The following is a 24,920-nucleotide window of genomic DNA, read 5'->3' as shown; positions in this document are numbered from 1 at the left end:
CCGCTTTGCGCCGGCGCGGCCCGGGTTCGGATGAGCTGCGCCGCGCATTCCGCTGGCTGTCGGGGTAGGCGCCCGCCCGGCCGTCGCCGAAAACGACTCGGCCCTCGGGACTTAGGCCCTTGAGACTTAAGGCTGTCAGGACGCGGGCTCTCGATCAGTCGAAGAAGCCGAACGGGTTCCAGGCGCTGTTGCGGGCGTAGCGCGGCGGCAATCGCTCCACCTCCGTCGCGACCCTTGCTCTGCTGCGGGCGTGGGCAACGTGCTTGCGCGGCGGTGCCGTCTTCTCTGCCACTTTCGGGGATTCGATGGCCGTTCCCTTGGGCATTTCCGCCCGCGCTTCATAGACGTGATCCGCCGGCAGATAGCGAAGCTGGCGTTCCCATTGCAATCGAGCGGGGGTGGGCGCGAGCGTAGCGATGTCCGGATAGACGATGGGTTGGGGATTCGTCTTCGACCGCTCGAAGCGTTCCTCGGAGCGGCGCCAGTCGTCAATCGAGCTGAGAACCGCCGACGCCGATCCCGAATCCGTCGAGGATCCATCCTGAGCGGTCAAGTCCTTGGAGGATGAGCCCTTTGTGTCGGAGGCTCCGGACTGCAAAGCTGTCGCCTGCAGGCCCGGGGAGGCGGCGTTCGCGGTCGCGACGGTAGCCCGATCCACGTTGGTAGGAGCGTCGCCGGGCCAGATCCAGCCGGCAGCTAGAAGCAAGCCGAGGAGACAACAGCCCATGACCAGAAAATAACGAAAAACCGGCATCACAACACCAACGCTTACGCAAACAAACAAAACACGGATTGCAGAAGTAAGTTCCCCGAACAGGGCTCAGGTTCAAGGCAATATCAGGAATATGGTTCACGCGCCCGAATTTGAAATGTTCTGCCGCCGGTTACCACGAACATGTGACCGGGGGGCCATTTAACGAACCCGGTCCGCCGCTGCAAGCGATCCTGTTGCGGAATGATGCGCGACCGGCTTTAAGTCGGAACGGCTGGCTAACCCAACCCTGCGGTGCATGACCTCATTCCTGAAACGCACGGCAACGCGGCTGTGGTCGCGAAAGGTGGAAATGGGCCTCGGCGTCCGGGTCACGGCCGCCGCCTTCGCCGCGCTGGCGCTCGCGATTACGCTGCACCTTCGGCTGCCGCTGTGGGCCGTGCTGACGGCCATCATCGTGACCCAGATGAGCGTCGGCCGGTCACTGAAAGCGACCCGTGACTACCTCATTGGCACCATCGGCGGCGCGATCTACGGCGGTGCGGTCGCGATCCTGATCCCGCATTCCGGCGAAACCGCCCTGCTGGCGGTGCTGGTGCTGGCGGTTGCGCCGCTGGCCTTTCTGGCCGCGATCAATCCGAGCCTGAACGTGGCGACCGTGACCGCGATCATCGTGCTGCTGCTGCCGACGATGGGGCAGATGTCGCCGCTCGAATCCGCCATCGACCGCATATTGGAGGTGACCGTGGGAGCCGTCACCGGGCTTTTGGTATCGTTTCTGGTGCTGCCGTCGCGCGCCTATGGCCAGATTCGCGTCAATGCTGCGCGCGTGTTGAACCTCCTTGCCGACGCCCTGCAGGAATTGCTCGCGGGCCTCACCCGCGGCCGCGACAACGACACGCTCCACGCGCTCCAGGACGGAATAGGGCATGCCATCAGCGACCTGAACGCGATCGGCGCCGAGGCCGAACGCGAACGCTCGGCCCGGCTGTCGCATGGGCCGGATACGGGTCCGCTGTTGCGAACCGTGTTGCGGCTGCGGCACGATGTCGTGATGATCGGGCGCGCCACGGTGACCCCGCTGCCGGTCAATCTTCAGTCGCGGCTGGCGCAGCCCCTCGCGAGGCTCAGCGAGGCCATGACCAGTTATCTGAAGGCCTCCGCCGAGGCGCTGCGGCTTGACGCCGGAGCGCCCGCGTTTCTGCCGGTGCAGACGGCGCTGGAGGCCTATGCCGCGGAAGTCGCCGCGATGCGCCGCGAGGGGCTGACGCGCGGACTGCCGGGCGACATGACCGAGCGTTTTTTCGCGCTGGGCTTCTCGCTGGAGCAGATGCGGCAAAATCTCGGGGATCTCGAACGCCGTGTTTCCGAATGGACCGACCGGTCGGCATCGTCGAGCAAAAAGGCAGAGGGCGCCGCAGGGACAGGATAGCACGGCGCGGTCGCCGGCAGCGTGGGCTCACACGTCCACGTTGGCGCTGAGCGAGTTGTCCTGGATGAATTCGCGGCGCGGTTCCACCACATCGCCCATCAGCTTGGTGAAGATGTCGTCGGCCTCGTCGACCTCCTTGATCTTCACCTGCAGCAGCGACCGCTCGTTGGTGTCGAGCGTGGTCTCCCAGAGCTGGTCCGGGTTCATCTCGCCGAGACCTTTGTAGCGTTGCAGCGCCACGCCCTTGCGCCCCGAGTCGGTGACCGCCTCGAACAGGCCGACCGGACCGTGAATCGCGGTCTCTATGTCCTTGCGGCGCAGAAGGCCGGGCCGTGGATAGGCTTCCTGCAGCGTCGCGGCGTATTCGTCGAGCTTGCGGGCATCGGCGGAGCCGAGCAGCGCATCGTCGATCACGGCGACGTCCCTGACGCCGCGCACGGTGCGCTCGAAGAAAAAGCCTTCGCCCTCGGCGAAGCGACCGCTCCAGCCGCGCTCGACCTCGTCGGCCAGCGCGTCCAGCCGCTTGGCGATATAGTCGGCGGCGGCGGTTGCGGTGGCGGGATCGCCGGTCACCTTCGGATTGAGCACGCCGGCGATCGCGGCCTGCTCGATGACCTTGCGGTTGTAGCGGCTGTGCAGATTGTGCAGCACGTTGCGGATGACGCGGGCGTCTTCGGCGAGCGCCCGCAGATCGCGGCCGCTGCGATCCTCGCCGCTGGCCAGCTTGAACACGCAGTCGTCAAGCCCGGTCTCGATCAGATAATCTTCCAGCGCGCGCTCGTCCTTCAGATACTGCTCGGACTTGCCGCGGGTCACCTTGTAGAGCGGCGGCTGCGCGATATAGAGATGCCCGGCTTCGATCAGCGCCGGCATCTGGCGGAAGAAGAACGTCAGCAGCAGCGTGCGGATATGCGCGCCGTCGACGTCGGCGTCGGTCATCACGATGATCTTGTGATAGCGCAGCTTGCCGAGATCGAAATCCTCGCGGCCGATGCCGGTGCCGAGCGCGGTGATCAGCGTGCCGATCTGTTCCGACGACAACATCTTGTCGAAGCGCGCACGCTCGACGTTCAGGATCTTGCCACGGAGCGGCAGCACGGCCTGGAATTCGCGGTTGCGGCCCTGCTTGGCGCTGCCGCCGGCCGAATCGCCCTCCACGATGAACAGTTCGGACTTCGCCGGGTCGCGTTCCTGGCAGTCGGCGAGCTTGCCGGGGAGCGACGCGATGTCGAGCGCGCCCTTGCGCCGCGTCAGTTCGCGCGCTTTTCGCGCGGCCTCGCGGGCGGCTGCGGCTTCCACCACCTTGTTGACGATGAGTTTCGCTTCGGTCGGGTGTTCCTCGAACCAGGCGGCGAGCGCCTCGTTGATGACGTTCTCGACCACCGGGCGCACTTCCGAGGACACCAGCTTGTCCTTGGTCTGCGATGAGAATTTCGGGTCGGGCACCTTCACGGACAGCACGGCGGTCAGGCCTTCGCGGCAGTCGTCGCCGGTCAGCGCGATCTTTTCCTTCCGGGCGATGGCGTCGGCATAGCCGTTGACCTGCCGCGTCAGCGCGCCGCGGAAACCGGCGAGGTGCGTGCCGCCGTCGCGCTGCGGGATGTTGTTGGTGAAGCAGAGCACGTTCTCATGGTAGCTGTCGTTCCACCACAGCGCGGCCTCGACATTGATGCCGTTCATGTCGGCGCGGATCATGATCGGATCCGGCACCATCGCCTTCTTGTTGCGGTCAAGATATTTGACGAACTCGATGACGCCGCCGTCATACATCATCTGTTCGCGCTTCTCGACGGCGTGACGCATGTCCGAGAGCAGGATGTTGACGCCGGAGTTCAGGAACGCGAGTTCGCGCAGGCGGTGCTCCAGCGTGGCGAAATCGTATTCCACGCTGGTGAAAGTCTCGGTCGAGGCGAGAAAGGTGACTTCGGTGCCGCGCTTGCCGTCGGCGTCGCCGACGACTTTCAACGGCGCCACGGCGTCGCCGTGGGCGAACTCGATGAAGTGCTCCTTGCCGTCGCGCCAGACCCGCAATTTCAGGCTGCTCGATAGCGCGTTCACGACGGAGACGCCGACGCCGTGCAGTCCGCCGGAAACCTTGTAGGAATTCTGGTCGAACTTTCCGCCGGCATGGAGCTGGGTCATGATGACCTCGGCTGCGGAAATGCCTTCGCCTTTATGGATGCCGACAGGAATGCCGCGGCCGTCGTCGCGCACCGTCACCGAATTGTCGGCGTTGAGGATCACCTCCACCATGGTGGCATGTCCCGCCAGCGCCTCGTCGATGGCGTTGTCGACGACTTCGTAGACCATGTGATGCAGGCCCGATCCGTCGTCGGTATCGCCGATGTACATGCCGGGCCGCTTGCGCACGGCATCGAGGCCCTTGAGAACCCGGATCGATTCCGCACCGTATTCGACGGGCGCGACAGGTTCGGTGGCGGCAAGCTGCTGCCGGGCAGGTTCGCTCATGGAAGGCCTTCAGAAGATGTCCCGATCGGCGCGAATGATCGCGGCTGGATGCTCTATTTCTGACATGAAAACGGCACCGCGCCTAGCGCAAAGTGACCACTTCCAAGCTATTGAATATGTGTGATTTTTAGACGGTTTTTCAAGGGCGGGAACAGCCGATTCGCGATGCCTTCGAAACGACGATTCGCGACCCTGAAAACAGGCGCTCGGGGACGAAATATCGTCGTCGTCCGGTCCCCGGCAGCGTGCCGGTCGATGTGCGCATATCGGCTCGCAACCACATCAGGTGCGGGTCCGATAGACCGAGCGGATGGTCGATTCCAGTATTTCAGAGCGGGATGCGGCGGAAAAACCGCTGCGCAGTTTTCCTCGTCCCGCTCCGGGAGCGAGTCACCCGGCTGGTTAGCTCCCTCGGCGAGAGGTGTGCATGATTCAGTAAGCCTGCAGCGCCAGCACATCGCCATCGGGGCCGAGCATCAGACCCCAGGCGTCGTCGGCCCCAAGCTCGATCTGGCCCGACTTGCCGGTGCGTCCGGCCACCTTCGTCACGTATTTGTATTTGCCCGGCGGCAGATCGAGCGCGGGATGCTGCGATGATTGCGGGCCGCCTGCGCCTGCCACAAGCTTGATGGTCCGCTTGTTGATGGTGATGGTGGCGTCCGTCGGTCCCATGTTGCCCAGCATCAGTCGGGACTGACCCGGCTTCGGCAGCACGTCGCCCTTGGCGGCCGCGGCCGGAATCTTCTGCGCGAGGTTGACCGTGGTTTCGTTCTTCTGACGCCCGAGTTTCAGCACGGCCGGGCCGTCAGGGGAGGCGAATGCCAGTTCGGCGCGATCCGGTTTGGTGATTGCGTGATCCGTCGCCTCCTTCCATCCGCGCTTCTCCAGTTCGGCGCGATAGAAGGCAAGCACGGAAGCCAGATCGGCCGGGATGCTGGCCTCAAGCTCGCGGCGAAACGGAGCGTCGCTGCCGGGCAACGTACCCGTCGTGATGGAACTCAAGGTGTGATCTTTCGGAACCGGCAGCGCGGAATCCGGCTCCGCTTCGAGCGGCTTTGCAGCCGCGGGCGCAGCCGCCTGATCGTCGCTGGCGGCGTTCGTCCCGGCATCCGCCATCTCAAGGCCTGAACCGTTGGCGCTGACATTGGTTTTTGCACCCATCTGCATGACGGTGATCGAAATGCTTTTGCCGCCCTTTGAGAACTGCAACGCGGCCATGTTGGGGTTGTTGATCACCGTCGGCTGCGTCTTCCAGCCGAGCGGCTTCAGCGCGCCGCGATAAAAGCCAGCGAGCGCCTTCACGCTCGACGCCGATTCAAACTCGAGCTTGCCGTCCGAGCCGTCGAATTCGACATTCTCGGCGCCTTCCGGCACCGGGATCGGCGTGGTTTTGCCGGCCTGCGCATGCAAGGGAGCGTCCGACAGCGTCGTGGATTGTTGCGCACGACGAGCATTGTCGGCCGCGATCAGCTCCGTCGCCATCGACATCGCGTCCTTCATGAAATCATCGTCGGCCTGCTTTTTCGCCCGGGCCCGGGCCGCGAGCGCCGACGGGGTGACCTGCATGACGAAGCTGACGAGGGTCAGATCGTATTTGCGTCCGAGCTTGAGCGCGCCGGTTTCTTCGGGAGCCGTAAAATTCAGCGACGCCTCGTCCGGCGTGACGACAGCCCCCTTGGTCTCTTCCTTCCAGCCGCGCGCGGCCAGCTCACGGCGGTAGAAGGCGAGCACGGCAGGCATTTCGGCGACCACCGTCGCATGCGCTTCGCGGTGTTCGGAGGCGGCGTTGCCGGTGGTCCCGGCGGTCACGATGCGATCGGGGCGCGGCAGGCCGTCCATGTCGGGACCCGCGCGGAGATCCTGCGGCAGGGCGAAGGGGGCGACCCTGATATCGACGGCGGTCTTGTCGTCACCGAGCCGTCGCAGCGACACCATGATCGGCGATTGCCTGTCGCGATCGTCGCGCCTGAAATAGGCCCGCGCGCCATTGTCGATCTTGTCGTCGATTGCGGCATTGGGCCAGCGCGTCCTGGCGTCGTCGGCGGATAAGGGCGTCCACCCGGCTGCTGCAAGTTCGCGATTGAAGAAATCGAGGTTCGCGTCGATGCTGCCGGGAGCCGTGCAGCCGAAATAGGGCCGGCGTTCGTCGTAGATGATATCTGTAGCGCCGAGTGGGAACGGAACGTCGGCGTAGATTCGGTTGGCGGCGTAATAGACCGCCGACCGGTCGGGGCGGCCAAGTGCCTGCGTGAACGATACCGACAGACCGTACCCGCCTTTCTTGAACAGCAGGCCGCTCGTCGTTTCCTCGAGCGGCCGCACGTATCGCATCCAGCCATTGTCGGTCATCAGGGTCTGCACCGATCGGACCGCCGAGGGCACCACGCCCTGCACGGTGTAGATCACGCGGTCGGGTTGCGAATCCGTGGTTTCCTGCGCGCCCGGAAGCCGCGGCAACTGGTTGACGTCCACCAGGCCGCTTTCCGCCCTCGCGGGAGAAGCGCCCGCAATCAGCGCCAATGAAAGTGCGGTCAGGACGTATCGGCGTGCTGACGCACGGTACCGGCGGCTCGGGGCGGGCATGATCGGTTTCTCCGGGAAACGACGAGGGGCGGCGCAGGGGCGCCGGTCGGGACGCAGTACAAGGCCTAGTCGTGCCGAGTGGAACCTTGGTTCAAAGCCACAGCGGCATTTCCCCGTCCTGCGGGATGCTATGGCGGCCGGCGCACGATTCGTCCTGAAGTGACCTGGAAAATCTCGCTTCCCGCGCCGACATTGGCGAACGCGGCCGGGTCGGCTCCGCTCATCCAGACCTGGGCCCCGAGCCTGGCGAGCGCGCTAAACAGCGCGCCGCGGCGGTCGGGATCGAGATGCGCCACCACCTCATCGAGCAGCAGCAGCGGTATGATCCCCGTCATCTCGGCCACGAGACCCGCATGAGCCAGCACGAGCCCGATCAGAAGCGCCTTCTGCTCGCCGGTGGAGGCGTCCTTCGCCGGCATGTTCTTGGGCGCGTAGATCACTTCGAGATCGGTGAGGTGCGGGCCATCGAGCGTGCGGCCCGCCGCCGCATCGCGGGCGCGATTGTCGCGCAGGATCGCACGGTACCGGTCCTCCACCGCTGTCGCGGGCTCGGTGAGCAGGGCGTTTTCCATCCAGCCGTCGAGCCCGATCCTGGCCGAAGGAAATGCGGAGTCCGCGCTGCGCGCCTCCAGCGCGGCCGCAAGGCGCGTCACGGTTTGCGCGCGCATCGCCGCGACCGCGACGGCAAGCTCGGCAGTTTCGCGTTCGATGGCGGCGCACCAGTGGTCGTCGAAGTTGCGCATCTCCAGCAGGCGGTTGCGCGAGCGGAGGCTGCGCTCCAGCGCCGCGACGCGGCCGGAGTGATCGCTGTCCACCGCCAGCACCAGGCGATCGAGGAAGCGCCGCCGTTCCGAGGTCGGCCCCGTGAACAGGCCATCCATCGAGGGCGTCAGCCATACCATGCGTAGATGATCGCCGAACGCCGCCGCCGACGCGACGGGCTCGCGATCGACCCGGCAGCGCCGCCCGCCTGACGTCGCATCGGCGCTCGGCATGTCGATGCCGGTGCCGAGCGTCGCGAGACCGAGCGCGCCTTCCACCTCGGCCGAAACCGCCCAGGAGCCGTCGCCCCGGATATCGGCGACGTCTTCGCGCGTGGCGTGCCGCAAGCCGCGTCCCGGCGACAGCAGCGAGATGGCCTCGAGACAATTGGTCTTGCCTGCGCCGTTCGGGCCGACCAGCACGATCACGTCGCTGCGCGTCTCGAACGCTGCCGCGCTGTAGTTGCGGAAGCGGGTGAGGCTGAGGCGGCGTATGCGGGAGGCGATCATGCGACGTGTCATACGCGCGCTTGACCCGCGTATCCATCATCCGCGAAGCGGATATTGCGGATGGTCTGATTTTCGGGCGATGGATTGCCGGGTCATAGGCGAGCGACGCGACGCCGTTCTCCGAACGGCTATGCCCGCCAATGACGACTTCTGAACGGGTTGCGCGCCGGCCCGATCCTATACCCGCATCGGCATCAGCACGTAGAGCGCGCCCTTTGAATCCTTGTCCTGCACCAACGTCGGCGAGCCCGGATCGGCGAGCTTCAGCACCGCGGCCTCGCCCTCGATCTGCGCGGCGATGTCCAGCAGATAGCGCGAATTGAAGCCGATATCGAGCGGCTCAGAAGCGTATTCGACCTCGAGTTCTTCGGTTGCGCTTCCGGAATCCGGATTGGTCACGGACAGGACGAGTTTGCCCGCCGATAGCGCCAGCTTCACCGCGCGGCCGCGCTCGCTGGAAATCGTGGAGACGCGATCGACCGCGGCCTCGAAGTCCTTTTTGTCGACGATCAATTCCTTGTCGTTGTTCTGCGGGATCACCCGGCCATAGTCGGGGAAGGTGCCGTCGATCAGCTTCGAGGTCAGTACCACGTTGCCGAGCGTAAAGCGGATCTTGCCTTGCGACAGTTCGATGCCGATCTCGGCCTCGCTGTCCTCGATCAGCCGCTGCACCTCGCCGACGGTCTTGCGCGGGATGATGATGCCGGGCATTCCGGCCGCGCCTTTGGGCAATGCGAGATCGACCTGGGCCAGGCGGTGGCCGTCGGTCGCAACGCCCCGAAGCGTCGCGTCCTTGGCGCTGCCCGCGCTGTGGAGATAGATGCCGTTGAGATAATAGCGGGTCTCTTCGGTGGAGATCGCGAACTGGGTGCGATCGATCAGCCGCTTGATGTCGGCGGCCGCGAGCGTGAAGGAATGCGTCATCTCGCCGGCCGCGAGATCGGGAAAATCGTTTTCGGGCAGGGTCTGCAGCGTGAAGCGCGAACGCCCGGCACGGATCGCCAGCACCGACCGGTCGCCGTCGCCTTCCAGTACGATCTGCGCGCCGTCGGGCAGTTTGCGGACGATGTCGTAGAACATATGCGCCGGAACGGTTGTCGAGCCGCCGGTTCCGGTTTCCGCGGGGAAAGTTTCGGTCACTTCGAGGTCGAGGTCGGTGGCCTTCAGCGACAGCCTGGCGTTTTCGGCGCGGACCAGCACGTTGCCCAAAATCGGGATCGTGTTCCGCCGCTCCACCACCCGATGCACATGGCCCAGCGATTTCAGCAGTTGCGCGCGTTCGACGGTGACCTTCATTGCAAATCCGTCCGATCAGTTCGCGTCTTGAAAATGCCGCGGAACGCAGCACGTACACCCCGAGTTCAAGGCCGATTTGCTTAAATCTGGCGGGCCCGCAAGGTGACGCGGAAGCGCGCCCGGCGCAAGCCTTGGCTTGCCCGGGTTTTGGCTTTTTCCCATATTTTGGCGGAAATTCTGCCGCCGTGCTTATTCCTGAAGCTGGCGTTTCAGCAGTTCGACCTCGTCGGACAGGGTCGCGTCCTTGGACACCAGCGCCTCGATCTTGCGCACGGCATGCAGCACGGTGGTGTGGTCGCGGCCCCCGAAACGGCGGCCGATCTCTGGCAGCGAACGCAAGGTCAGCGTCTTCGCCAGATACATCGCCACCTGCCGCGGCCGCACCACATTGGCGGTGCGGCGCGAGGACAGAAGGTCGGAGCGGCTGACATTGTACTGCCGGGCGACCACGCGCTGGATGTCCTCGATCTTGATCCGCCTCGGCTCCTGCGGACGGATCAGGTCGCGGACCTCGCGCTCCGCCATCTCCAGCGTCACCGGCTGGGCGTTGAGCTTGCTGTGCGCCAGCAGGCGGTTGATCGCGCCTTCGAGGTCGCGGCCGTTATGCGTGATCGCCTTGGCGAGATAATCGAGCACCGGCTCCGGCACGTCGAAACTCGCATGATGAATCCGTGCGGCGTCGACGCGCGATTTGAGAATGCCGAACCGGAGTTCTTCACCAAGCGAGCCCATTTCGACCACGAGGCCGCCGGCGAGCCGCGAGCGTACGCGATCGTCGAGGCTTTCCAGGTCGGACGGCGGCCGGTCGGCTGCGATCACCACCTGGCGGCCGGCATCGATCAGTGCGTTCAGGGTGTGGCAGAACTCGGCCTGGGTCGACTTGCCTTGCAGGAATTGCAAATCGTCGATGACCAGAACGTCGATGCCGCGAAGCGCTTCCTTGAAGGCGAGCGCCGTTTGGGTCTTCAGCGCGGCGACGAAGCCGTACATGAACTTCTCGGCGGTCAGATAGAGCACCTTGCGCTCGGTGCCGGCATTGCCGGCCCATGTGACGGCTTGCAGCAAATGCGTTTTGCCGAGGCCGACTCCGGCGTGAATGTAGAGCGGGTTGAACATGACGCTGTCGCCACGTCGTCCCTCTGCCACCTGACGCGCCGCCGCGTGGGCGAGCGTGTTCGAGCGGCCGGTGACGAAACTCGCGAATGTGAGTCGCGGGTCGAGCGGCGAACCGCCGAGCGCGTCATGGTTCGCCGAGGCCGGCGCGGTCGCGACCGTCTTCAATTCGACGCTGGCGCGACCGTCGCTCTGCTCGGCATGGCGCGGATCGTTGGCCGGCATCTCTTTGACAGGCGCAGCACAGCGCATGGCCGAGCGCACCGTCAGGTCGATCCGGTGAACGTCCGGCAGCTCGGCCTGCCAGCAGGCCAGCACCCGCTCGGCATAATGCGCCTGAATCCAGCTCTTCAGAAAACGGGTCGGAACCGACAGACGGACACTCTCCGCATGGACGCTCTCGAGGTCCATCCGGGCGAACCAGCTCGAATAGATGTCCTCTCCGACCGTCGTGCGCAATCGGCCCTTCACCCGCGACCAGCGCTCCTGTTCTATGTCTGACATTTTTTGTGACTTTTCTGATTTGAATAAGGTTGCGATGCGACCGCGCTCCGGGAAGGCGTCGCGCGGCTCGTCGTGATCCTCCGGCGTGCCTCGTTTCAGCCATGACCGATCGTTCGGCCAAGCACCGCAAGCGGGTTCAGATGGCTGGAAAACGAGACGAACGCGAGGTCAGCAGCGACTGGACGGGCTGCCCGGAGGCTGTGTGGGAGAGCACAGCGAAGCGGTCGCACTTGAGAAAATGTCAGTGAAACAATTCAATGAATGAAATCCGGTGGTGTTGTTTTTGTTTGACATAAACCCCCTCCTCGCTGCGATGGATCGCGCCGAGATGTCCTCTCACATCTATTTCAAAACCAGTCTGCGAGACCCGACATCAATGTCGGGACCGCTACGCGCACTCTAACTCACCAGTTCAACCCGTCCGCTTCCTGCGGATATTCGGCTTGGCCTGAGCGTATCTCTCTCGTTCGGCAACGCTGGACGTAAACGTCGCAATCGAGAAATTTCGACACAGAACATCCGTTCTCATGTTGCTATGAGTTGCCATTCGCTGGTCACATGGAAAGCTTCGCTAACGTTCATATCGCCGCCGATATGCACGCCCACCCAAGGTTCTCTAATCCGCACTAAGTGAAGAGCCGTAAGCGCCGCGAGCCACCAAAGAAATACACGACACCCCAATTCTCGCAACGGCTTTCACGTCGCGGCTGCGTCGCACAAATCGAATGCGTGTCGGTGAGGCGGGCGATGCTCGATGTGCCCAGCGGCAACGTTTTGAATCTTCGCGCGGATTCGATGCCTCCGCGCAGTGTTACAAATTCGCATCGCGGTCCAAAATATTTTAAGAAACCGTAAAACGGGCGGACACGCCTGCTCGTTTTGGAAGTGCTTCATCACGCTATGTGGATAAGTGATTAGTGAAGCGCATTTTTTTCTGGCCGTTTTTGCGGGTAACCCGTGCCGGCCGCGTGCCGCAACCGACCGCGCCTGCGGTTATATCTGCCTGGAAGCATCGAACAGGGCAGCGAGCTATCGGCGCGAAGCCGAGATCAGACGCGAGTGTCAGCCGGCGAGGCAAATCGAAATAGCGGGATTGGCGTTGTCTTTTGTTTCAAGCGGGATGAAACTTGATCGGCATCGAACTGTCATGCAGGCTTCGTGCCGGATATTCCGCATCCCGGACCATGATGCCGATCACAAGCGTGTCATTGGCGTCGACGTTCCTTCGAAAGGCGAAGCCGGCGTGACGCGCTGAACCGCTTCCTCGTCAGCGGACTTGATCGAAGATGCTCTACGACTATCTCGCAAAAAAAGGCCCGGCGATTGCCGGGCCTTTTTTGAATTAGTTTCGGGTTGAGGAACTGGGCCGGACTATTTTGCGAGCTTGGCGATTCGATGCGTGAGACGCGAGACCTTGCGGCTCGCACTGTTCTTGTGAACGATGTTTCTCTGGCCTGCCCGCATCAACTCCGGCTCGGCGCGCTTCATCGCCTGGATCGCGGCATCGCGATCGCCTTTGGCAATCGCTTCCTCAACGATCCGGATCGAACCGCGCATCAGAGTCCGTCGCGACTTGTTGACGGCGGTGCGTCGGGTAATCTTGCGCGTCGCTTTCTTGGCGGAGGTCGTATTGGCCATGGTCTCGACGTATCCTTCGGCAGTGTCTCGCCGCGAGAGCCGGCCGGTTGCGCCGGCCATGTGATTGCGCGGGTGAGTCTGAATGTGTTTCCGGTTGTTCCTGAAAATGCCACCCTCGAAGCGAACTGATTCGCGAGGTGCTCTTCTAAAGAACAGCGGCGGCGGGATTATCCCGCCGCCATTGGCCGTCTTATAGAGGCCATGGTTTCGAGCGTCAACGCCTTCCTCCTGGAGCGGGGCGGCAAGGGGGCCTTTTTGAGCGTTTGAGGGCTGCCGAGGTTGGATTTCCCAATGTTCGACGGCCGAGGGGCCGGTTGGCGATCCGGCAGCAGATGGAAGAGGTAATGGCATGATCCGTGGGTTTTTTCGCCTGATTGGGCTGCTGCTGCTCGCGGGCGGTTTCGTTTTCGTGGTTTATGATGGCGCGCGGTCGATCGCGGACCAGACGCTGCGGTTGACCACGCTCGGAGAATTCTGGAACGACATTCATCAGGCCAGTCAGCAGGCGGCTCGCACTCAGATCGAGGCGTCGGCGCCCTGGCTATGGGATCTCATCAAGTTGGTTCTGAACCAGCCGGCTTTTGCGGTGCTGGCGATTGCGGGCATTCTCCTGCTCTTGGTGTTTCGGCCGCGGCGACCGCTGATCGGCTACTCCCGGGATTGAATGGACCAGGGGGCCATCGATGCCGTCTGCGCACGGCTGACGGTATGCAACCGCCGTACATGGGGCTTCCGCGAGAACCGATGGGTCGGAAGGATGCCCGTGACTGAGCTCGCGAAAAAGGGAAGAAGTAGAAGCCGTTGAGTTGCGCAATAAGGACTATGTCATTTAGGACGACGTGCTGCGAGGTTCCGTTTTTCGCCGCTTGCGGCCGACCTTTGCGCTTCAGGAAGGCGCCAACGTCTTCGCCGCTGCCGGTTCCTGAGCCCGATTGGGTCGATCCGCCCCAGGTCAGATGCGCCACCAGCTGATCCCGAGAGGTTTTCTGGTCCCGAGCCTCCGGCGACGCAGCCGCGCCGCTTGCAAAGCAGACTGGGAGCCGTTAGCTATGGCCCGCCTTCGAGACGCCTGTCTCCGAACGCAGTTGCTGTTCGCCTACCGGCGATTTCCGCGACAGACGCGCCCGTAGCTCAGCTGGATAGAGCACCAGACTACGAATCTGGGGGTCAGGAGTTCGAATCTCTTCGGGCGCGCCATTTTTCCACCACTCCTAAACAAAACTGGGCGCTCGGTCTGCAATCGACGTTGTGGCGCGAGCTGTCGTATCCCGTCTCATTTGCGTTCCGCTAATGCTTGAGATCACTCCGGGACGACTCCGATGCTTCGGCTTAAAGCCCGAACCGGCAGACCAGCCACAAGATCATGGCGTTGAGCGCGAGGCAGGCTGTCACGATCCCAAGATTCCCAATTATCGACTCCCCGCCCGCCTCCGACGCCAACGAAAGCCACGGCTGAGCAAGCAGGACAGCAAAGATCCCTGCTAACGGCGATGGCTCAGCGCCAAACAGCCGCAGGGCGCTGATCGGAATGAGAAGCAACGCGGCTGCGGCCAAGCCAACATAGATAAAGAAGACCGTCCGGCAAAGCTTACTCATCATGGCGCCCGTTCGACCGCTCTCGACTGTGGTTAGCGCGGAAACGACCGCGCGATCAGCGCAACGTCTCAGCAGCCCGACAGGAAGGCCCGCCGCGTCGCTTGACAGCACGCAGTGTTCTGTATGCAGTCTTTCAATTTATCTGCGGAAGTCGCCAGTTGGAAATAGGGAAGGAAACGTCATGCGATATACTACCGTAGCGACGCTATCTTCGCTGCTTGCCCTTACGCTTATTGACACATCGTTCGCGTCGACAGCGTCTCAAAGGGAGTATAAGCGCGGCTACGCGGACTGCTCGGCGGGCCGTTACGATCAGGAGCAATACGGCGCATCATACAAGAAGGGGTGCCGGGCGGCGGAAGCCAAGAGCGGCTCGGTTGCATCCTCGACAGCCGGTGCCACCGCCGCTGCGTCCTCCTCAGACGCGATGCTCGACAAATGCCGTGCTCGCGCCGCGGCTGCCTTCAAGGCGAGTCCCGATGTGGTCAATGTGAAGTACGAGGGCCAGCGGACGGACGGCACGCATGCCGTCAACGGCTCGGTCGAGGGAAGTGCGCCGGCGACCTTCCAATGTTCGTTCAATCGCAGCGGATCGAGAATCGTCAAGTTCACCCGCGCCGTCGCGGCCGGCGGCACCGCGCATGAGGCGGCCGGAGCCAGCGATGTCTCCAGCGAGGACAAGCAAGCTTGCCTGCGCGCCGTGAAGAAACAGACCAACAATCCTACGGTCGTCGTCCTGGGCAGCGAAATCTCGCAGGCGAACAATTCCGTGACGCTCGGCGTCGGCCCCCAGCGTGCGCCCTGGCGCTGCCTGGTCAAGGGCGGCTCGGTTTCGGACGTGACGTCCCTGACCGAAGAGGGCAAGCTCTGACTTAAGGCGATCTGCGCGCTTGGGCGCCGCGGAAGCGAGAGAGAGGCGGCCATGCGGGTCATTTTACTTTTGATCGCGGCGCTCACCGCTTTCACGCCCACGCGCGCGTTGGCCGATCGCGAGCATCGAACGGAGCGCGTCACGTTCCATCACGGACACGCCGTAATCAAGGGGCGCATCAAGGGCTATGAGTTCGTCGACTATGTCTTTCCCGCGGGCGCGGGCGAATCCATCGAGGTGACGCTCAAGACGGGCGAGTTCAGCAACTATTTCAATCTCCTCGCGCCCGGAGAGACAGAGACGGCGTTCTTCATCGGCTCAACGAGCGGCGATTCCTACGAAGGCGTAGCGCCGACGAGTGGCGACTACAAAGCGCGCGTCTATCTCATGCGCAACGACGCGCGGCGGGGGAAGGTCGCAAACTACGTTTTGACCATCGCGCTCGGGCAAAAGAGCGCGACCAACGAGAAGGGGTCCGATTTCGCCGACGGCATGACCGGCGGGCCGGACTTTTGGCAGGTGAGCAGCGTCCCCGCCCGCGACGCGCTCAACATGCGCGCCGAACCCTCTCCTCACGCGCAGCTTGTCGCGCGGTTACCAAACGGGGCGGTTGTGAAAAACCTCGGCTGCAAGAACACCCGCGGCCAAAGATGGTGCCGTGTGGAGCACAGCGGGAGAAGCTCCCTGCACGGCTGGGTCAACGGACGCTACTTGCGGGAGGCGGGCGCAGGTCGGCGATGAAAACGCGACCAGGCTAACCGGCGTTAGGTGGACTCGCAGGTACGCTACCGCGGCCAGGAAACGTTTGGAATAACAAGCACGTAACAGTGCCCAGTTTCATCCTTTCGGGCGCGCCAAATACCGCCGATGGCCCTCCAAAGTACGATTTAGCCGCCGATTTCTGTCGAAACCACACCCAAGCAACGAGCAGGGAATAGCCGACGAGCGAAAAAGCGTACAAACGGCAGCGGTTGGCGGTGAAAAAGTTCGAATCGTTTCCGGTCGATTGGTCTGGTCGATTTTGTCTCTCCGCATGCGCCGACATCCGGAGCGCAACCGCGAGCGAGGGCATGCCGCTTGTCGCAGTCGTGTGCCGACTTTCCAGCCGTCCTTCGTTCTGTCCAGGTGTTGTTCGGGGACGGTGTTCGCCTTGTCGCGCACTTCGAGCACCGCGTGGTCGCCGTCGATCGCGACGCTCATGATCTGCTTTCGCTGCGCTTCGCCCTGGGCGCCGCCGCGCATCCGGTCGAGGAATTCGTTGAAACCGTCCTCGCCGAACGCTTCCGCCATGCCCTTAAGGTCAGTCAGCTTCTCCGACGTCATGTAGGGGATGGCTGCCTTGAGGCCGCCCTCGATAAGCGCGTGCTCGTAAGCCAGTAAAGCATCGGCCTGCGGTGATTTCCGGGTGGCTTTACCTGTGAGGGTCTGCGGCCCGGCCGTGGTTGCAACAAGAATGCTAATGTAGCCGTGGTAAGAAACGAGGCCGCCGGTTGTGCCGGCGCGGGGGGATGTTTTATGGGCAATGTTGTCTCCAGGATTGGACGTCTCGTCATGCAGGGGGTGCTGGACCAGGCAGCCTGGGACGCTGGCCTTGCCGCGATCGTCGAGACGGTGCACGCCGACCATCTCGTCGCGACCCTGCCCCAAGAGATGGATAACCCTTATCCGCGCGTCACGCCGCTGGCCTGGGGCAGTGGCGTCGCTGACGAAAGCATAAAGGCGTTGGCCGCCTATCCGGCCGACGTAGCTGTGCTTTCGCGCCTGCTTCCCAAGGGCAGGATGGTTGCGCAGGACGAGGCGGTGCCGTTGGCGGTCTTGTGTCGGCTGGCGGTGTTCGAGGGCGCGATCAGACCGATGGGCGGGCATCATGCCGCGGTCGCATGCACGACATCCGGCGGCTTCGTCGCCGCCTGCCGAAGCCGTTCAGGACAGCCGTTCTCGGAGACCGAGAAAGCTGTGTTGACGCACCTCCTGCCGACGCTCACCTCGGCTCTGAGCCTGAAGCGGCACATACGCTTGCTCGAAGATAGGATCTCGACACTCGAAGCCACGCTCGACGAGCTATCGACCGGCGTGATTTTCCTCGACGCGCACCGGCGGATCATTCACGCCAACCAGGCGGGCGAGCAGGTTCTCGCGCATTCCGGAAAGCTGCTGACGCAGCCTGCGATGCTTTGGGGCGCCGGCGACATCGAAAGCCAGCAACTGGCCAGGATCATCGACGAAAGCTCGGGGGCGATCACGCTTGTCCGCCGCGAGACGTCGCGGCCATTGGCGGTTCGCGCAGTGCGGATGCCCGCTACGGAAGATCGAGCGCTCTCGACCTTCGGGGCGGCGACGATTTTGTTCATAGACGATACCGACCGGCCGGCTCCGGCGGGCATATCCGGATTGTGCCGCGCCTTCGGGCTGACGCCACGCGAGACCGACATTGTCGTGCTGCTGGTTGCGGGCGAAGGTCCGGCGGAAATCGCAGCCAGACTGGGAATTTCTCTCGGCAATGTCCGTGGCCACCTGAACCGCATCTTCGGCAAGACCGGCACGGGCTCGCAGGCCCAGCTCGTCGCGCTGTGTCTTTCGGTCGTGCATTGAAGCGAGGCCATAGAGCCGGAACCTGAATGACGCAGGCAGCGGCGGCTAGAGTTCGGAGAGTATTTCCCGCTTCCGGGTCTCGTAGTCCTCCGGTGTAATCGCGCCGACGTCCTTCAACCGGGCAAGCTCCCGGAGATGGTCTTCGATCGTATCGGCGGGAGCCGGCTGCCGAACGGTTTCAATTCGGATTCCCTTTATCGGCAGCGCCCCGGTGGGCGTCGTGGTCTTCCGGGAGGCGAATCCGTGCAGCCTGTCCTCGGCGTAGGAGCCAGCGCGGCGTGCGCACCGCGACAGCAAGGACCTGAAGGGAAACATGAGCAACGGCCACAGGGTGAACAGCACGATGCCGTAGACAAGGCTGGAAGCGAACAGGCCTCTTGCCGTCATCGGTTGCCGCGAACCGTCGTCGCCGACGCAAAAGAGTTCGCGGGTGACGCCCTGCTGCCCCGGCTTGTACGAATATTGGGACGACACCGTTTCCAGCTTGCCGCTACAGATCAACGGCGCGGCGATGCGGGTGAGCGGCGGATAGAGGGCGCCGCCCGCGACCCCGATCATGGTGCCCAGAAACAGGCTGACGCCCAACCGCATGGTCAGTGAGAGCACGCGGAGCGCGCGGCGCCACGGCGCTGGTCCCGCGGGCCCGGGACTGGAGTTTGGTGTTTCTTTGCCGATCATCGGTCCGGCCAGCTATCGAAGCGGTTGTCGGATCAATCGTTCACGCTGACGTCGATAAACAGGAAGCCAGCCGGCGTCTTGGTGAAGGTGAAGATATTCTCGTAGCAGAAGATAAAGTAATTATCGTTGCCCTCCGGATCACGATCATAGACGGCCTTGTTGCGCTGGATGCAGGTACGGTTCTTCTTGGTGAAAAACTCCGGATAAGCTTTCGCGCGAAACTGTGCGACATCGGAATACGTCTTGTCCTCCATGAAGGGCAGCTTGGTCATGCCGGCGATGACGGCCGAGTCGTCCGCTTTCAACGCCGCCCGGAATTTTGCAATAAACCCGTCGAACTCCGCCTGGATCGCGGGCGGCGCGCCGGCTTTCTTCGATGCCTGGGCGAACGTGGCCGACGGAATCAGGAGAATAGCGGCAAGAACAGTACGGATCAGGATACTCATTGTCGTGATCTTCCATTCGTGAATCGGTATGAGGGCCGGTCAGGCTCGGGCGCGGTGCGCACCTTCAATCGTATTTTTGCTTGTCGCCTTTCTCGTCTTCCGTGGAGCGGACGCAGATCAATGGCGTCAGCTTCTGAAATTCGGCGGCTGATTCATTCGACATCTCGTATTTGGCAGTTATCAGCGCATCGCTCTCCGCCGGGAGGGTTTGCGTCGTGTTGAGACTGATCGAATGTCCGTCCGCCAGCATGGTCAACTCGAACCATTTGACCGTTTGCTTCAGCTTGTTGTGCAGTGTCAGGTTGACCTTCAGCCAGCGTCCATCGCGTTTGCCGAACTCCCACTTCACGAACTTGAAGACATCGGGCGAGCCCTGATTGTACCCGGAGTAGACGCAATCGCCGGACGCCAGGACGGGCGATGCGGTCAGGGATGCAAGAAACAAAGCGGATGCCAACGCGGTGCGGGTCTTCATGTAAAGTCTCCTGTTCAGAGATGACGTCATTTTCTGAGCGTCCCGACATGGACGGCCCGCAGGGGCCGAGAGCGTCGCTCGTCCGACGGTTTCAGGGTTATCGTGAAGGTGAAGCCGTTCTCCGATCCCGGTGTTATCAAGGCGGTAACGACGTCTATCCGACTCGTGCCGTGCAATCGCTCCTTGAGAATAAGCGGCTCATGGAGATCGGCGTCGTCGGTTCCTGTCCGGCGCGATAGACGTTCCTTGCCGATGCGCCGCACCAGCGCCAATACGTCGTCTCGGCCCGTCAGTTCACCGCGGCCGTCGAGGCGTAAGGCTTCGGACGCCAGCGTTTCCCATTTGTCGTTGGACCAGACGAGCAGCAGCCTTTCGTCGGTCGACCAGATTGTGATGATCTCGCGGTGGTTGTAGCGCGCGTGATCGCCGAAGTGCTTGCTCTGCATTGTCGAGATGACGGCGCCGTCACGTAGGCGGACAATGACGTTCTCCGGCTCGCCGCCCGGAAGCGCCAGCGATCCATCCTCCGGGTTGCGTTCGAATTCCTTGGCCGCCACGGCGGACGGTACGATCCATCCGATGGCATAGCGCGCCGATGGCGAGGTCGAATCGGCAATGACCCGGATCGTCCGGGTTTCGTTGCGGCAGACGATGGTTTCGGTTTCATGCGTACATGGCTCCGCGGCGCGGGCCGCGAGCGGAGACAGGCTCAGCAGTGCGCCGAGAACCATTCCGCAGCAGTCGGTGGCGAAGCGTCCGGTCATTGTTCGGTGCCTCGCATGATGTTTTCGGCCGCCCGCGTTTTCGCCCCCGGCGCCGACGGGTTCAGCCGTTATCGACGTGGCGCGCCTGACGCCGTCTCTATTTTCCGGCCGAAGCGAACTGCTTCTTCCACCGACCAGTGTAGCCCCGGCGACGATCCTCATCGGACGAACAGCTCGGAGAAAAATGATACTCCGAGGAAGAACACAGCACCGATCAAGATCAATGGGGTGGCGAGCTTTGTATAGAACCTCGCCGCGGGATCTGCCTTCGGTTTCGCGCCGATGACGCCGAAAGCCAGGACGGCGAAACCGGCTGCGCCAAGCAGGAGGCACGCCGCGCCTCCGATCGCCCACATGCCGCGCAAATGGAGATATCCATAGTGTCTGAGGCGCCAAGGCGTCACGCGGTAGAGCATGACCAGGTCATCGACGATGATGCCGTGGACCGCGTAGACAGCGATCGCGATCGCGAGGACGAACACGATCAATTTGCGTATTTCAGTTGGCGGAGGCCGCATACAGCTTGTCCCATTGCTCGGCATGGCCGCTGGCGCGCGCCGCGTCGTTCCATTCCAGCTTCGGGCATTTGCGAAGGGTGTTGCAGCTGTCGGGATCGCTGGCCATGCATAGCGTGCCCTTGCCGTCGGCCAGTTTGAACGTCGCCTTGTCCAAAGGATCGGCCGCCAGCGAATGCGCGGCGCCCTCGAACACGTCGCAGGTCAGGTCGGCCTTGCAGCGCATGAACTGTCGGGGCTCAAGCAGTTGGTCTTCGCCGCCGGCAAGGTATTCAACGAGCCCGTCCGGGTGGATGATGTATGGGCTGGTCGAACAGATGAGATGCATGACATCGGGCGTGGCATCGACGTCATCGGGTGGCCCGAAGGCCCACATGCCGACCATTCCATCTGCAAGTCGGACATCGCCCCGTGACTGTCGCACGGTATAGAGGACACCCATCGCGCCGTGCGGTCTCACCACGATCGTTGCATCGTCGGTGAAGCCAACGCCGTAGCCTTCGGACAGGCCGTTCAGCTTGACGATCTGTTTGCCGGAGGCCGCGTCCCAGATGCGCACGTACCGGTCCGACGAGCCCGTGGCGATGCGGGTGCCGTCCGGGCTGAAGGCCGCAGACAGGACTTTTTCGACGCCGTCTTCCTTCAAGGTGGCGATTTCCGCGCCGCTGGCAGCATTGAAGACGCGCGCAACGCCGTCATCCGCGCCGGTCACGATGCGCTTGCCCTCGCGGTCGAATGTCGCTGCCTCGACGTCGGCCTGATGCCGCAGCGTTGCGATGGCGCCACCGCCGACGGCGTCCCAGACTCGCACGGTCCGGTCTCGCCCGACCGTCAGGATGCGCGCTCCGTCCGGACTGAAGCCGACCTGGTCAATGGCCTTCTCGTGCCCTTCGAGCTTGACGATCTTCTTGGCCGTAGCGGCGTCCCACACGACCACGGCCTTGTCCTTCGCGGCGGTGGCGACACGCGCACCGTCGGGACTGAAGCCGGCGTCGGTCAGCGGGGCCGAATGCCCGTCCAGTATGGCGACCTCTCGCGGGCCTTCGATTTGCCAGACCGCCACCGTGTCATCTTGCCTGAGCACGACAATACGCTTGCCGTCCGGGCTGAACGGCTCGCGCGGAAGGCCAATGATGAGCGTCTGCGCAGTCAAGGGGATCGCCGCGAATTCCTTTGAATAATCGGCGATATTCCAGAAGCGTAGCGCGTCCTCGGTCCGCACCATCAGCATCGAGCCGTCCGGGCTCCAGGCCACGGACGACGCTTTACCCTTCAGTTCGGCCACCTGCTTGCCGTCCGACGTGTTGAAGATGATCGTGCCGGCGTTGGTGGCGAGCGCGACGCGGTCTCCGGCCGGGCTGAAACGGACCGCGTAGACGGACTGATCCACACTGAATACGCGCGATGCGTAGAAGTCGGCGGCGATCGCTCCGCTGGTCATGGAGATCGTGACCAGCCAGAACCCCAGCAGGATCGCTATCCGTTTCAGGGCCGTCACCAAGCCAACCTCCTGTTGCATGCAGCCCGTATGGGGTCGATCAAGGCATCCGCCCCCGCAAGGCACGCTAACGGGCAGGGTTGGCGCCTGACACTATCATTCGATAGTGGTGCGGCCTCGGCATCGGGTCACCATCTCGGCGGCATCCGACCGCGATGGCCTTGTCCAGCTGAGGCTCCATCGCGAATCTCATCCTTGATGGCCGCTCTATGCCGGCGATCCTTCAAGACATGCGGAAAAGGCAGAAGCGCTACCGGGCGCGGTTCGGGCAAAGCGCCTCGAACTGGCCGAGCGCCACGTCGTATCCCGTCGCGCTATAGCCTTTCAGGGGCTCGCCGCCGCCGGCTTCGACGATCCGGTATTGCGTATATTCTGCCGTATCCCCGTCTGCGTCATAGTCCGGATTGGCGCCCAGGAACCGGTAGCCTTGGCCGTACAGCGTGATGAACTGGCCGGTCTTGCAGTTGGCCGAAATCTCCGGCAGCAGCTTCACTTTCAACTCATCGGCAATACACCTGGCGGTGACCTTGCCGACATAGTCGCGGCAATAGGCGGTGGCGTTCGCCCTGGTGTGCCTGGTCAGAATTTTGGCGTGCGTGGTGCCGATGTTCGATTTTTTCACCACGGTCACGTCCATCCCCGCCCGCGTGCGGTAAGCGAGCGTTTCGGCATGGGCGGCCGTGCAAGCGAGAGCTAGAACGCAGAGTGTTGCCCCGATGCGCATGGTGTTTAGCCGGTTATGTTTGAAACGCACGAATGATTTCCACCTGCTCGACCGTCGTTCGGCCCGAAGGAAGCGACGCCCAGCATCGCCGGCTTTCGCGGCCGCGCAACACTATCATCCGGTAGTGGTCAGCCCGGACTATGAGGTGATTGCGGCTGCCGGCTCCGGAGCAATATTCGATCAACCACGAAGCGGCGCCTCTCGTCCGTCCGGCACGCCGGCGGCATCGATCGCCCGTCTTGCCTTTCCAAGACGCGCGAAATCTGCGGCAGAACGAGACGCGGCCACAAAGGCTGGTCTCGGCAGGACTATCGCTTTCTCTTGTCGATCAATTGCTCGACAATGGCGGGCTGCGACGTCTCGAATACGCGACTGGCAAGAACGTCGGACGCGACCATCGACTGGACATCGTCGACAGACAGGATGGCGTTCTCGTCCGCAACCAGGCGATTGGCCTGACGCAAGCGAATACGATCCAGCGCGTTGCGGATTGAGCGCGCATTGGAGAACAAGGGCTGCGCCTTGCGCAACGCGATGTAGCGTACAAAGGCGTCGCGGGCCTCGGAGGTGAACTTATAGTTCATGTGGTGCAGCATCACCTCCGCGATCGCGAGCAACTCCTCGTTGGTGTAGTCGGGGAAGTCGATGTGATGGGCGATGCGCGAGCGGAAGCCGGGATTGCTGGAGAAGAATTTTTCCATGCGGTCGGCGTAGCCTGCGAGAATTACCACCAGGTCCTCGCGCTGCGACTCCATGACCTGAAGCAGGATCTCGATAGCTTCCTGGCCGTAGTCGCGCTCGTTGTCGGGCCGATGGAGGTAATAGGCCTCGTCGATGAACAGCACGCCGCCCATCGCCTTTTTCAATATCTCTTTGGTCTTCGGCGCGGTGTGGCCGATATATTGTCCGACCAATTCGTCGCGCGTGACCGACACGACATGGCCACGGCGTACATAACCCAGCCGATGGAGAATATCGGCCATCCGCAAGGCAACGGTGGTTTTGCCGGTGCCGGGATTGCCGGTGAACGACATGTGCAACGTCGGGTTCTCCGACGTCAGCTCCATTTTCTTGCGTATCCGCTCGACAAGGAGGAGCGACGCAATCTCCTGGATTCGCGTCTTGACGGGCTTGAGACCGATCAGCTCTTGATCGAGCTGCTTGAGTATCTCGCCGATTCCGACGGCCTCGAGTTCCTCGCGAAGGTTGACTTTTTCTTGCATCGAAGATGGTCCTGATAACCTCGGCCGGAAGCTGCTTTTTGACGACCGCTCGCGAGAGAACTGTTCGGGGAGGAATGCTCCGTCGTCAGGAGGCGACGGAGCAGTGCATCCGGGCTGGACGACCTAAAGGAAGATCGTCCAGCCTTGGCCGGATGGAATCACGATGAATAGCGCTGACCTTCGGAACGATCGGCCACCGCATAGGAGGTCGTGGTGTAGCGAACGTTACGACTATCGGCCTCCTGGCGCTCGAGCCGGAAGCCCGGCTCGTTCTTGGGCCGGTTGACGATGAAGGACAGCTTCACCGATTCCCAACCATGGCTGGAATCGAACGCGGATATCCGGATGTAGCGGTCGCCATAGACCTTCCGGCACTCCTTCAGCTCCATCAGCACGCCTGCCGCATCCGGCAGGTCGAACATCGGCAGATTCCACATGTCCCAATAGGTGTTGCGGGGATGCGGATCGTCGGTGAACTCGATGTTCACCGCCCAGTTCTGGCTGAGGCAGTACTGGATCT

General features: G+C 62.9%; 23 protein-coding genes and 1 tRNA gene. 6 read left to right on the top strand and 18 right to left on the bottom strand.

The window, feature by feature from the left end; all coding sequences use genetic code 11:
• Window positions 1-154: 154 nt before the first annotated feature.
• On the bottom strand, window positions 155-754 hold the full coding sequence (locus BGN91_RS01590) for a hypothetical protein (RefSeq protein WP_292610234.1): 600 nt from the start codon (window positions 752-754) through the stop codon (window positions 155-157).
• Between the two features lie 256 nt (window positions 755-1,010).
• Between BGN91_RS01590 and BGN91_RS01585 the strand changes: the two genes are divergently transcribed.
• Window positions 1,011-2,144 carry an FUSC family protein gene (locus BGN91_RS01585; RefSeq protein ID WP_292610212.1) on the top strand — a complete coding sequence of 378 codons (1,134 nt, stop codon included), beginning with the start codon at window positions 1,011-1,013 and terminating at the stop codon, window positions 2,142-2,144.
• A 27-nt stretch (window positions 2,145-2,171) separates the two neighbouring features.
• Here the strand turns inward: BGN91_RS01585 and gyrB are convergent, their stop codons facing one another.
• The 6 genes from gyrB to rpsT all read right to left on the bottom strand — a co-directional run bounded on the left by gyrB (window position 2,172) and on the right by rpsT (window position 13,018).
• Window positions 2,172-4,613 carry a DNA topoisomerase (ATP-hydrolyzing) subunit B gene (gene gyrB, locus BGN91_RS01580; RefSeq protein WP_292610211.1) on the bottom strand — a complete coding sequence of 814 codons (2,442 nt, stop codon included), beginning with the start codon at window positions 4,611-4,613 and terminating at the stop codon, window positions 2,172-2,174.
• A gap of 432 nt (window positions 4,614-5,045) precedes the next feature.
• The gene (locus BGN91_RS01575) at window positions 5,046-7,196 is read right to left on the bottom strand and encodes a hypothetical protein (protein ID WP_292610210.1); all 2,151 of its coding nucleotides are present in this window, start codon (window positions 7,194-7,196) and stop codon (window positions 5,046-5,048) included.
• 128 nt (window positions 7,197-7,324) lie between these two features.
• On the bottom strand, window positions 7,325-8,467 hold the full coding sequence (recF, locus tag BGN91_RS01570; protein WP_292610233.1) for a DNA replication/repair protein RecF: 1,143 nt from the start codon (window positions 8,465-8,467) through the stop codon (window positions 7,325-7,327).
• A gap of 177 nt (window positions 8,468-8,644) precedes the next feature.
• Window positions 8,645-9,763, bottom strand: coding sequence for a DNA polymerase III subunit beta (gene dnaN, locus BGN91_RS01565; RefSeq protein WP_292610209.1), 1,119 nt, complete (start codon window positions 9,761-9,763; stop codon window positions 8,645-8,647).
• A 189-nt stretch (window positions 9,764-9,952) separates the two neighbouring features.
• Window positions 9,953-11,380, bottom strand: a complete 1,428-nt coding sequence (gene dnaA, locus BGN91_RS01560) for a chromosomal replication initiator protein DnaA (RefSeq protein ID WP_292610208.1) — start codon at window positions 11,378-11,380, stop codon at window positions 9,953-9,955.
• Window positions 11,381-12,751: 1,371 nt separating this feature from the next.
• Window positions 12,752-13,018 (bottom strand): 30S ribosomal protein S20, encoded by a 267-nt coding sequence (rpsT, locus tag BGN91_RS01555; RefSeq protein WP_292610232.1) that lies wholly within the window; start codon window positions 13,016-13,018, stop codon window positions 12,752-12,754.
• 349 nt (window positions 13,019-13,367) lie between these two features.
• On the opposite strand from rpsT, the gene BGN91_RS01550 reads away from it, so the two are divergent.
• The gene (locus BGN91_RS01550; protein WP_292610207.1) at window positions 13,368-13,682 is read left to right on the top strand and encodes a hypothetical protein; all 315 of its coding nucleotides are present in this window, start codon (window positions 13,368-13,370) and stop codon (window positions 13,680-13,682) included.
• A gap of 456 nt (window positions 13,683-14,138) precedes the next feature.
• Window positions 14,139-14,215: transfer RNA gene (locus BGN91_RS01545), tRNA-Arg, on the top strand.
• Window positions 14,216-14,347: 132 nt separating this feature from the next.
• On the opposite strand, the gene BGN91_RS01540 is transcribed toward BGN91_RS01545, so the two are convergent.
• On the bottom strand, window positions 14,348-14,617 hold the full coding sequence (locus BGN91_RS01540; RefSeq protein WP_292610206.1) for a hypothetical protein: 270 nt from the start codon (window positions 14,615-14,617) through the stop codon (window positions 14,348-14,350).
• 178 nt (window positions 14,618-14,795) lie between these two features.
• Here BGN91_RS01540 and BGN91_RS01535 point away from each other — a divergent pair, with 178 nt between their 5' ends.
• Window positions 14,796-15,485: a hypothetical protein gene (locus tag BGN91_RS01535; protein ID WP_292610205.1), complete on the top strand. Its 690-nt coding sequence runs from the start codon at window positions 14,796-14,798 to the stop codon at window positions 15,483-15,485.
• Between the two features lie 69 nt (window positions 15,486-15,554).
• Entirely contained in the window at window positions 15,555-16,226 is a 672-nt protein-coding gene (locus BGN91_RS01530) for an SH3 domain-containing protein (RefSeq protein WP_292610204.1), read from the top strand.
• Between the two features lie 96 nt (window positions 16,227-16,322).
• Here the strand turns inward: BGN91_RS01530 and BGN91_RS01525 are convergent, their stop codons facing one another.
• On the bottom strand, window positions 16,323-17,111 hold the full coding sequence (locus BGN91_RS01525; protein ID WP_292610203.1) for a hypothetical protein: 789 nt from the start codon (window positions 17,109-17,111) through the stop codon (window positions 16,323-16,325).
• 24 nt (window positions 17,112-17,135) lie between these two features.
• Between BGN91_RS01525 and BGN91_RS01520 the strand changes: the two genes are divergently transcribed.
• The gene (locus BGN91_RS01520) at window positions 17,136-18,077 is read left to right on the top strand and encodes a LuxR C-terminal-related transcriptional regulator (protein ID WP_292610202.1); all 942 of its coding nucleotides are present in this window, start codon (window positions 17,136-17,138) and stop codon (window positions 18,075-18,077) included.
• 45 nt (window positions 18,078-18,122) lie between these two features.
• Here BGN91_RS01520 and BGN91_RS01515 read toward each other — a convergent pair whose 3' ends face one another.
• The 9 genes from BGN91_RS01515 to BGN91_RS01475 form a co-directional block, all read right to left on the bottom strand.
• Entirely contained in the window at window positions 18,123-18,755 is a 633-nt protein-coding gene (locus BGN91_RS01515) for an SHOCT domain-containing protein (protein ID WP_292610201.1), read from the bottom strand.
• Window positions 18,756-18,787: 32 nt separating this feature from the next.
• The gene (locus BGN91_RS01510; RefSeq protein ID WP_292610200.1) at window positions 18,788-19,201 is read right to left on the bottom strand and encodes a hypothetical protein; all 414 of its coding nucleotides are present in this window, start codon (window positions 19,199-19,201) and stop codon (window positions 18,788-18,790) included.
• A gap of 64 nt (window positions 19,202-19,265) precedes the next feature.
• Window positions 19,266-19,676: a hypothetical protein gene (locus tag BGN91_RS01505; RefSeq protein ID WP_292610199.1), complete on the bottom strand. Its 411-nt coding sequence runs from the start codon at window positions 19,674-19,676 to the stop codon at window positions 19,266-19,268.
• Between the two features lie 26 nt (window positions 19,677-19,702).
• Window positions 19,703-20,440 carry a hypothetical protein gene (locus BGN91_RS01500; protein WP_292610198.1) on the bottom strand — a complete coding sequence of 246 codons (738 nt, stop codon included), beginning with the start codon at window positions 20,438-20,440 and terminating at the stop codon, window positions 19,703-19,705.
• 158 nt (window positions 20,441-20,598) lie between these two features.
• Window positions 20,599-20,928, bottom strand: a complete 330-nt coding sequence (locus BGN91_RS01495) for a hypothetical protein (protein ID WP_292610197.1) — start codon at window positions 20,926-20,928, stop codon at window positions 20,599-20,601.
• Between the two features lie 10 nt (window positions 20,929-20,938).
• Window positions 20,939-22,453, bottom strand: a complete 1,515-nt coding sequence (locus BGN91_RS01490) for a WD40 repeat domain-containing protein (RefSeq protein WP_292610196.1) — start codon at window positions 22,451-22,453, stop codon at window positions 20,939-20,941.
• Between the two features lie 250 nt (window positions 22,454-22,703).
• Window positions 22,704-23,207, bottom strand: a complete 504-nt coding sequence (locus BGN91_RS01485; RefSeq protein WP_292610195.1) for a hypothetical protein — start codon at window positions 23,205-23,207, stop codon at window positions 22,704-22,706.
• Window positions 23,208-23,485: 278 nt separating this feature from the next.
• Window positions 23,486-24,400 carry a CbbX protein gene (cbbX, locus tag BGN91_RS01480; RefSeq protein ID WP_292610194.1) on the bottom strand — a complete coding sequence of 305 codons (915 nt, stop codon included), beginning with the start codon at window positions 24,398-24,400 and terminating at the stop codon, window positions 23,486-23,488.
• 158 nt (window positions 24,401-24,558) lie between these two features.
• Window positions 24,559-24,920: ribulose bisphosphate carboxylase small subunit (locus BGN91_RS01475; RefSeq protein ID WP_292610193.1), on the bottom strand; the 362-nt coding region annotated here is incomplete at its 5' end.

Origin of the sequence: Nitrobacter sp. 62-13 (genome assembly GCF_001896955.1) — a bacterium.
In the GTDB taxonomy this organism is placed as follows: Bacteria; Pseudomonadota; Alphaproteobacteria; order Rhizobiales; family Xanthobacteraceae; genus Nitrobacter.
The sequence above is the reverse complement of the archived record's forward strand: the minus strand, read 5'-3'. Positions and strand labels throughout refer to the sequence as shown.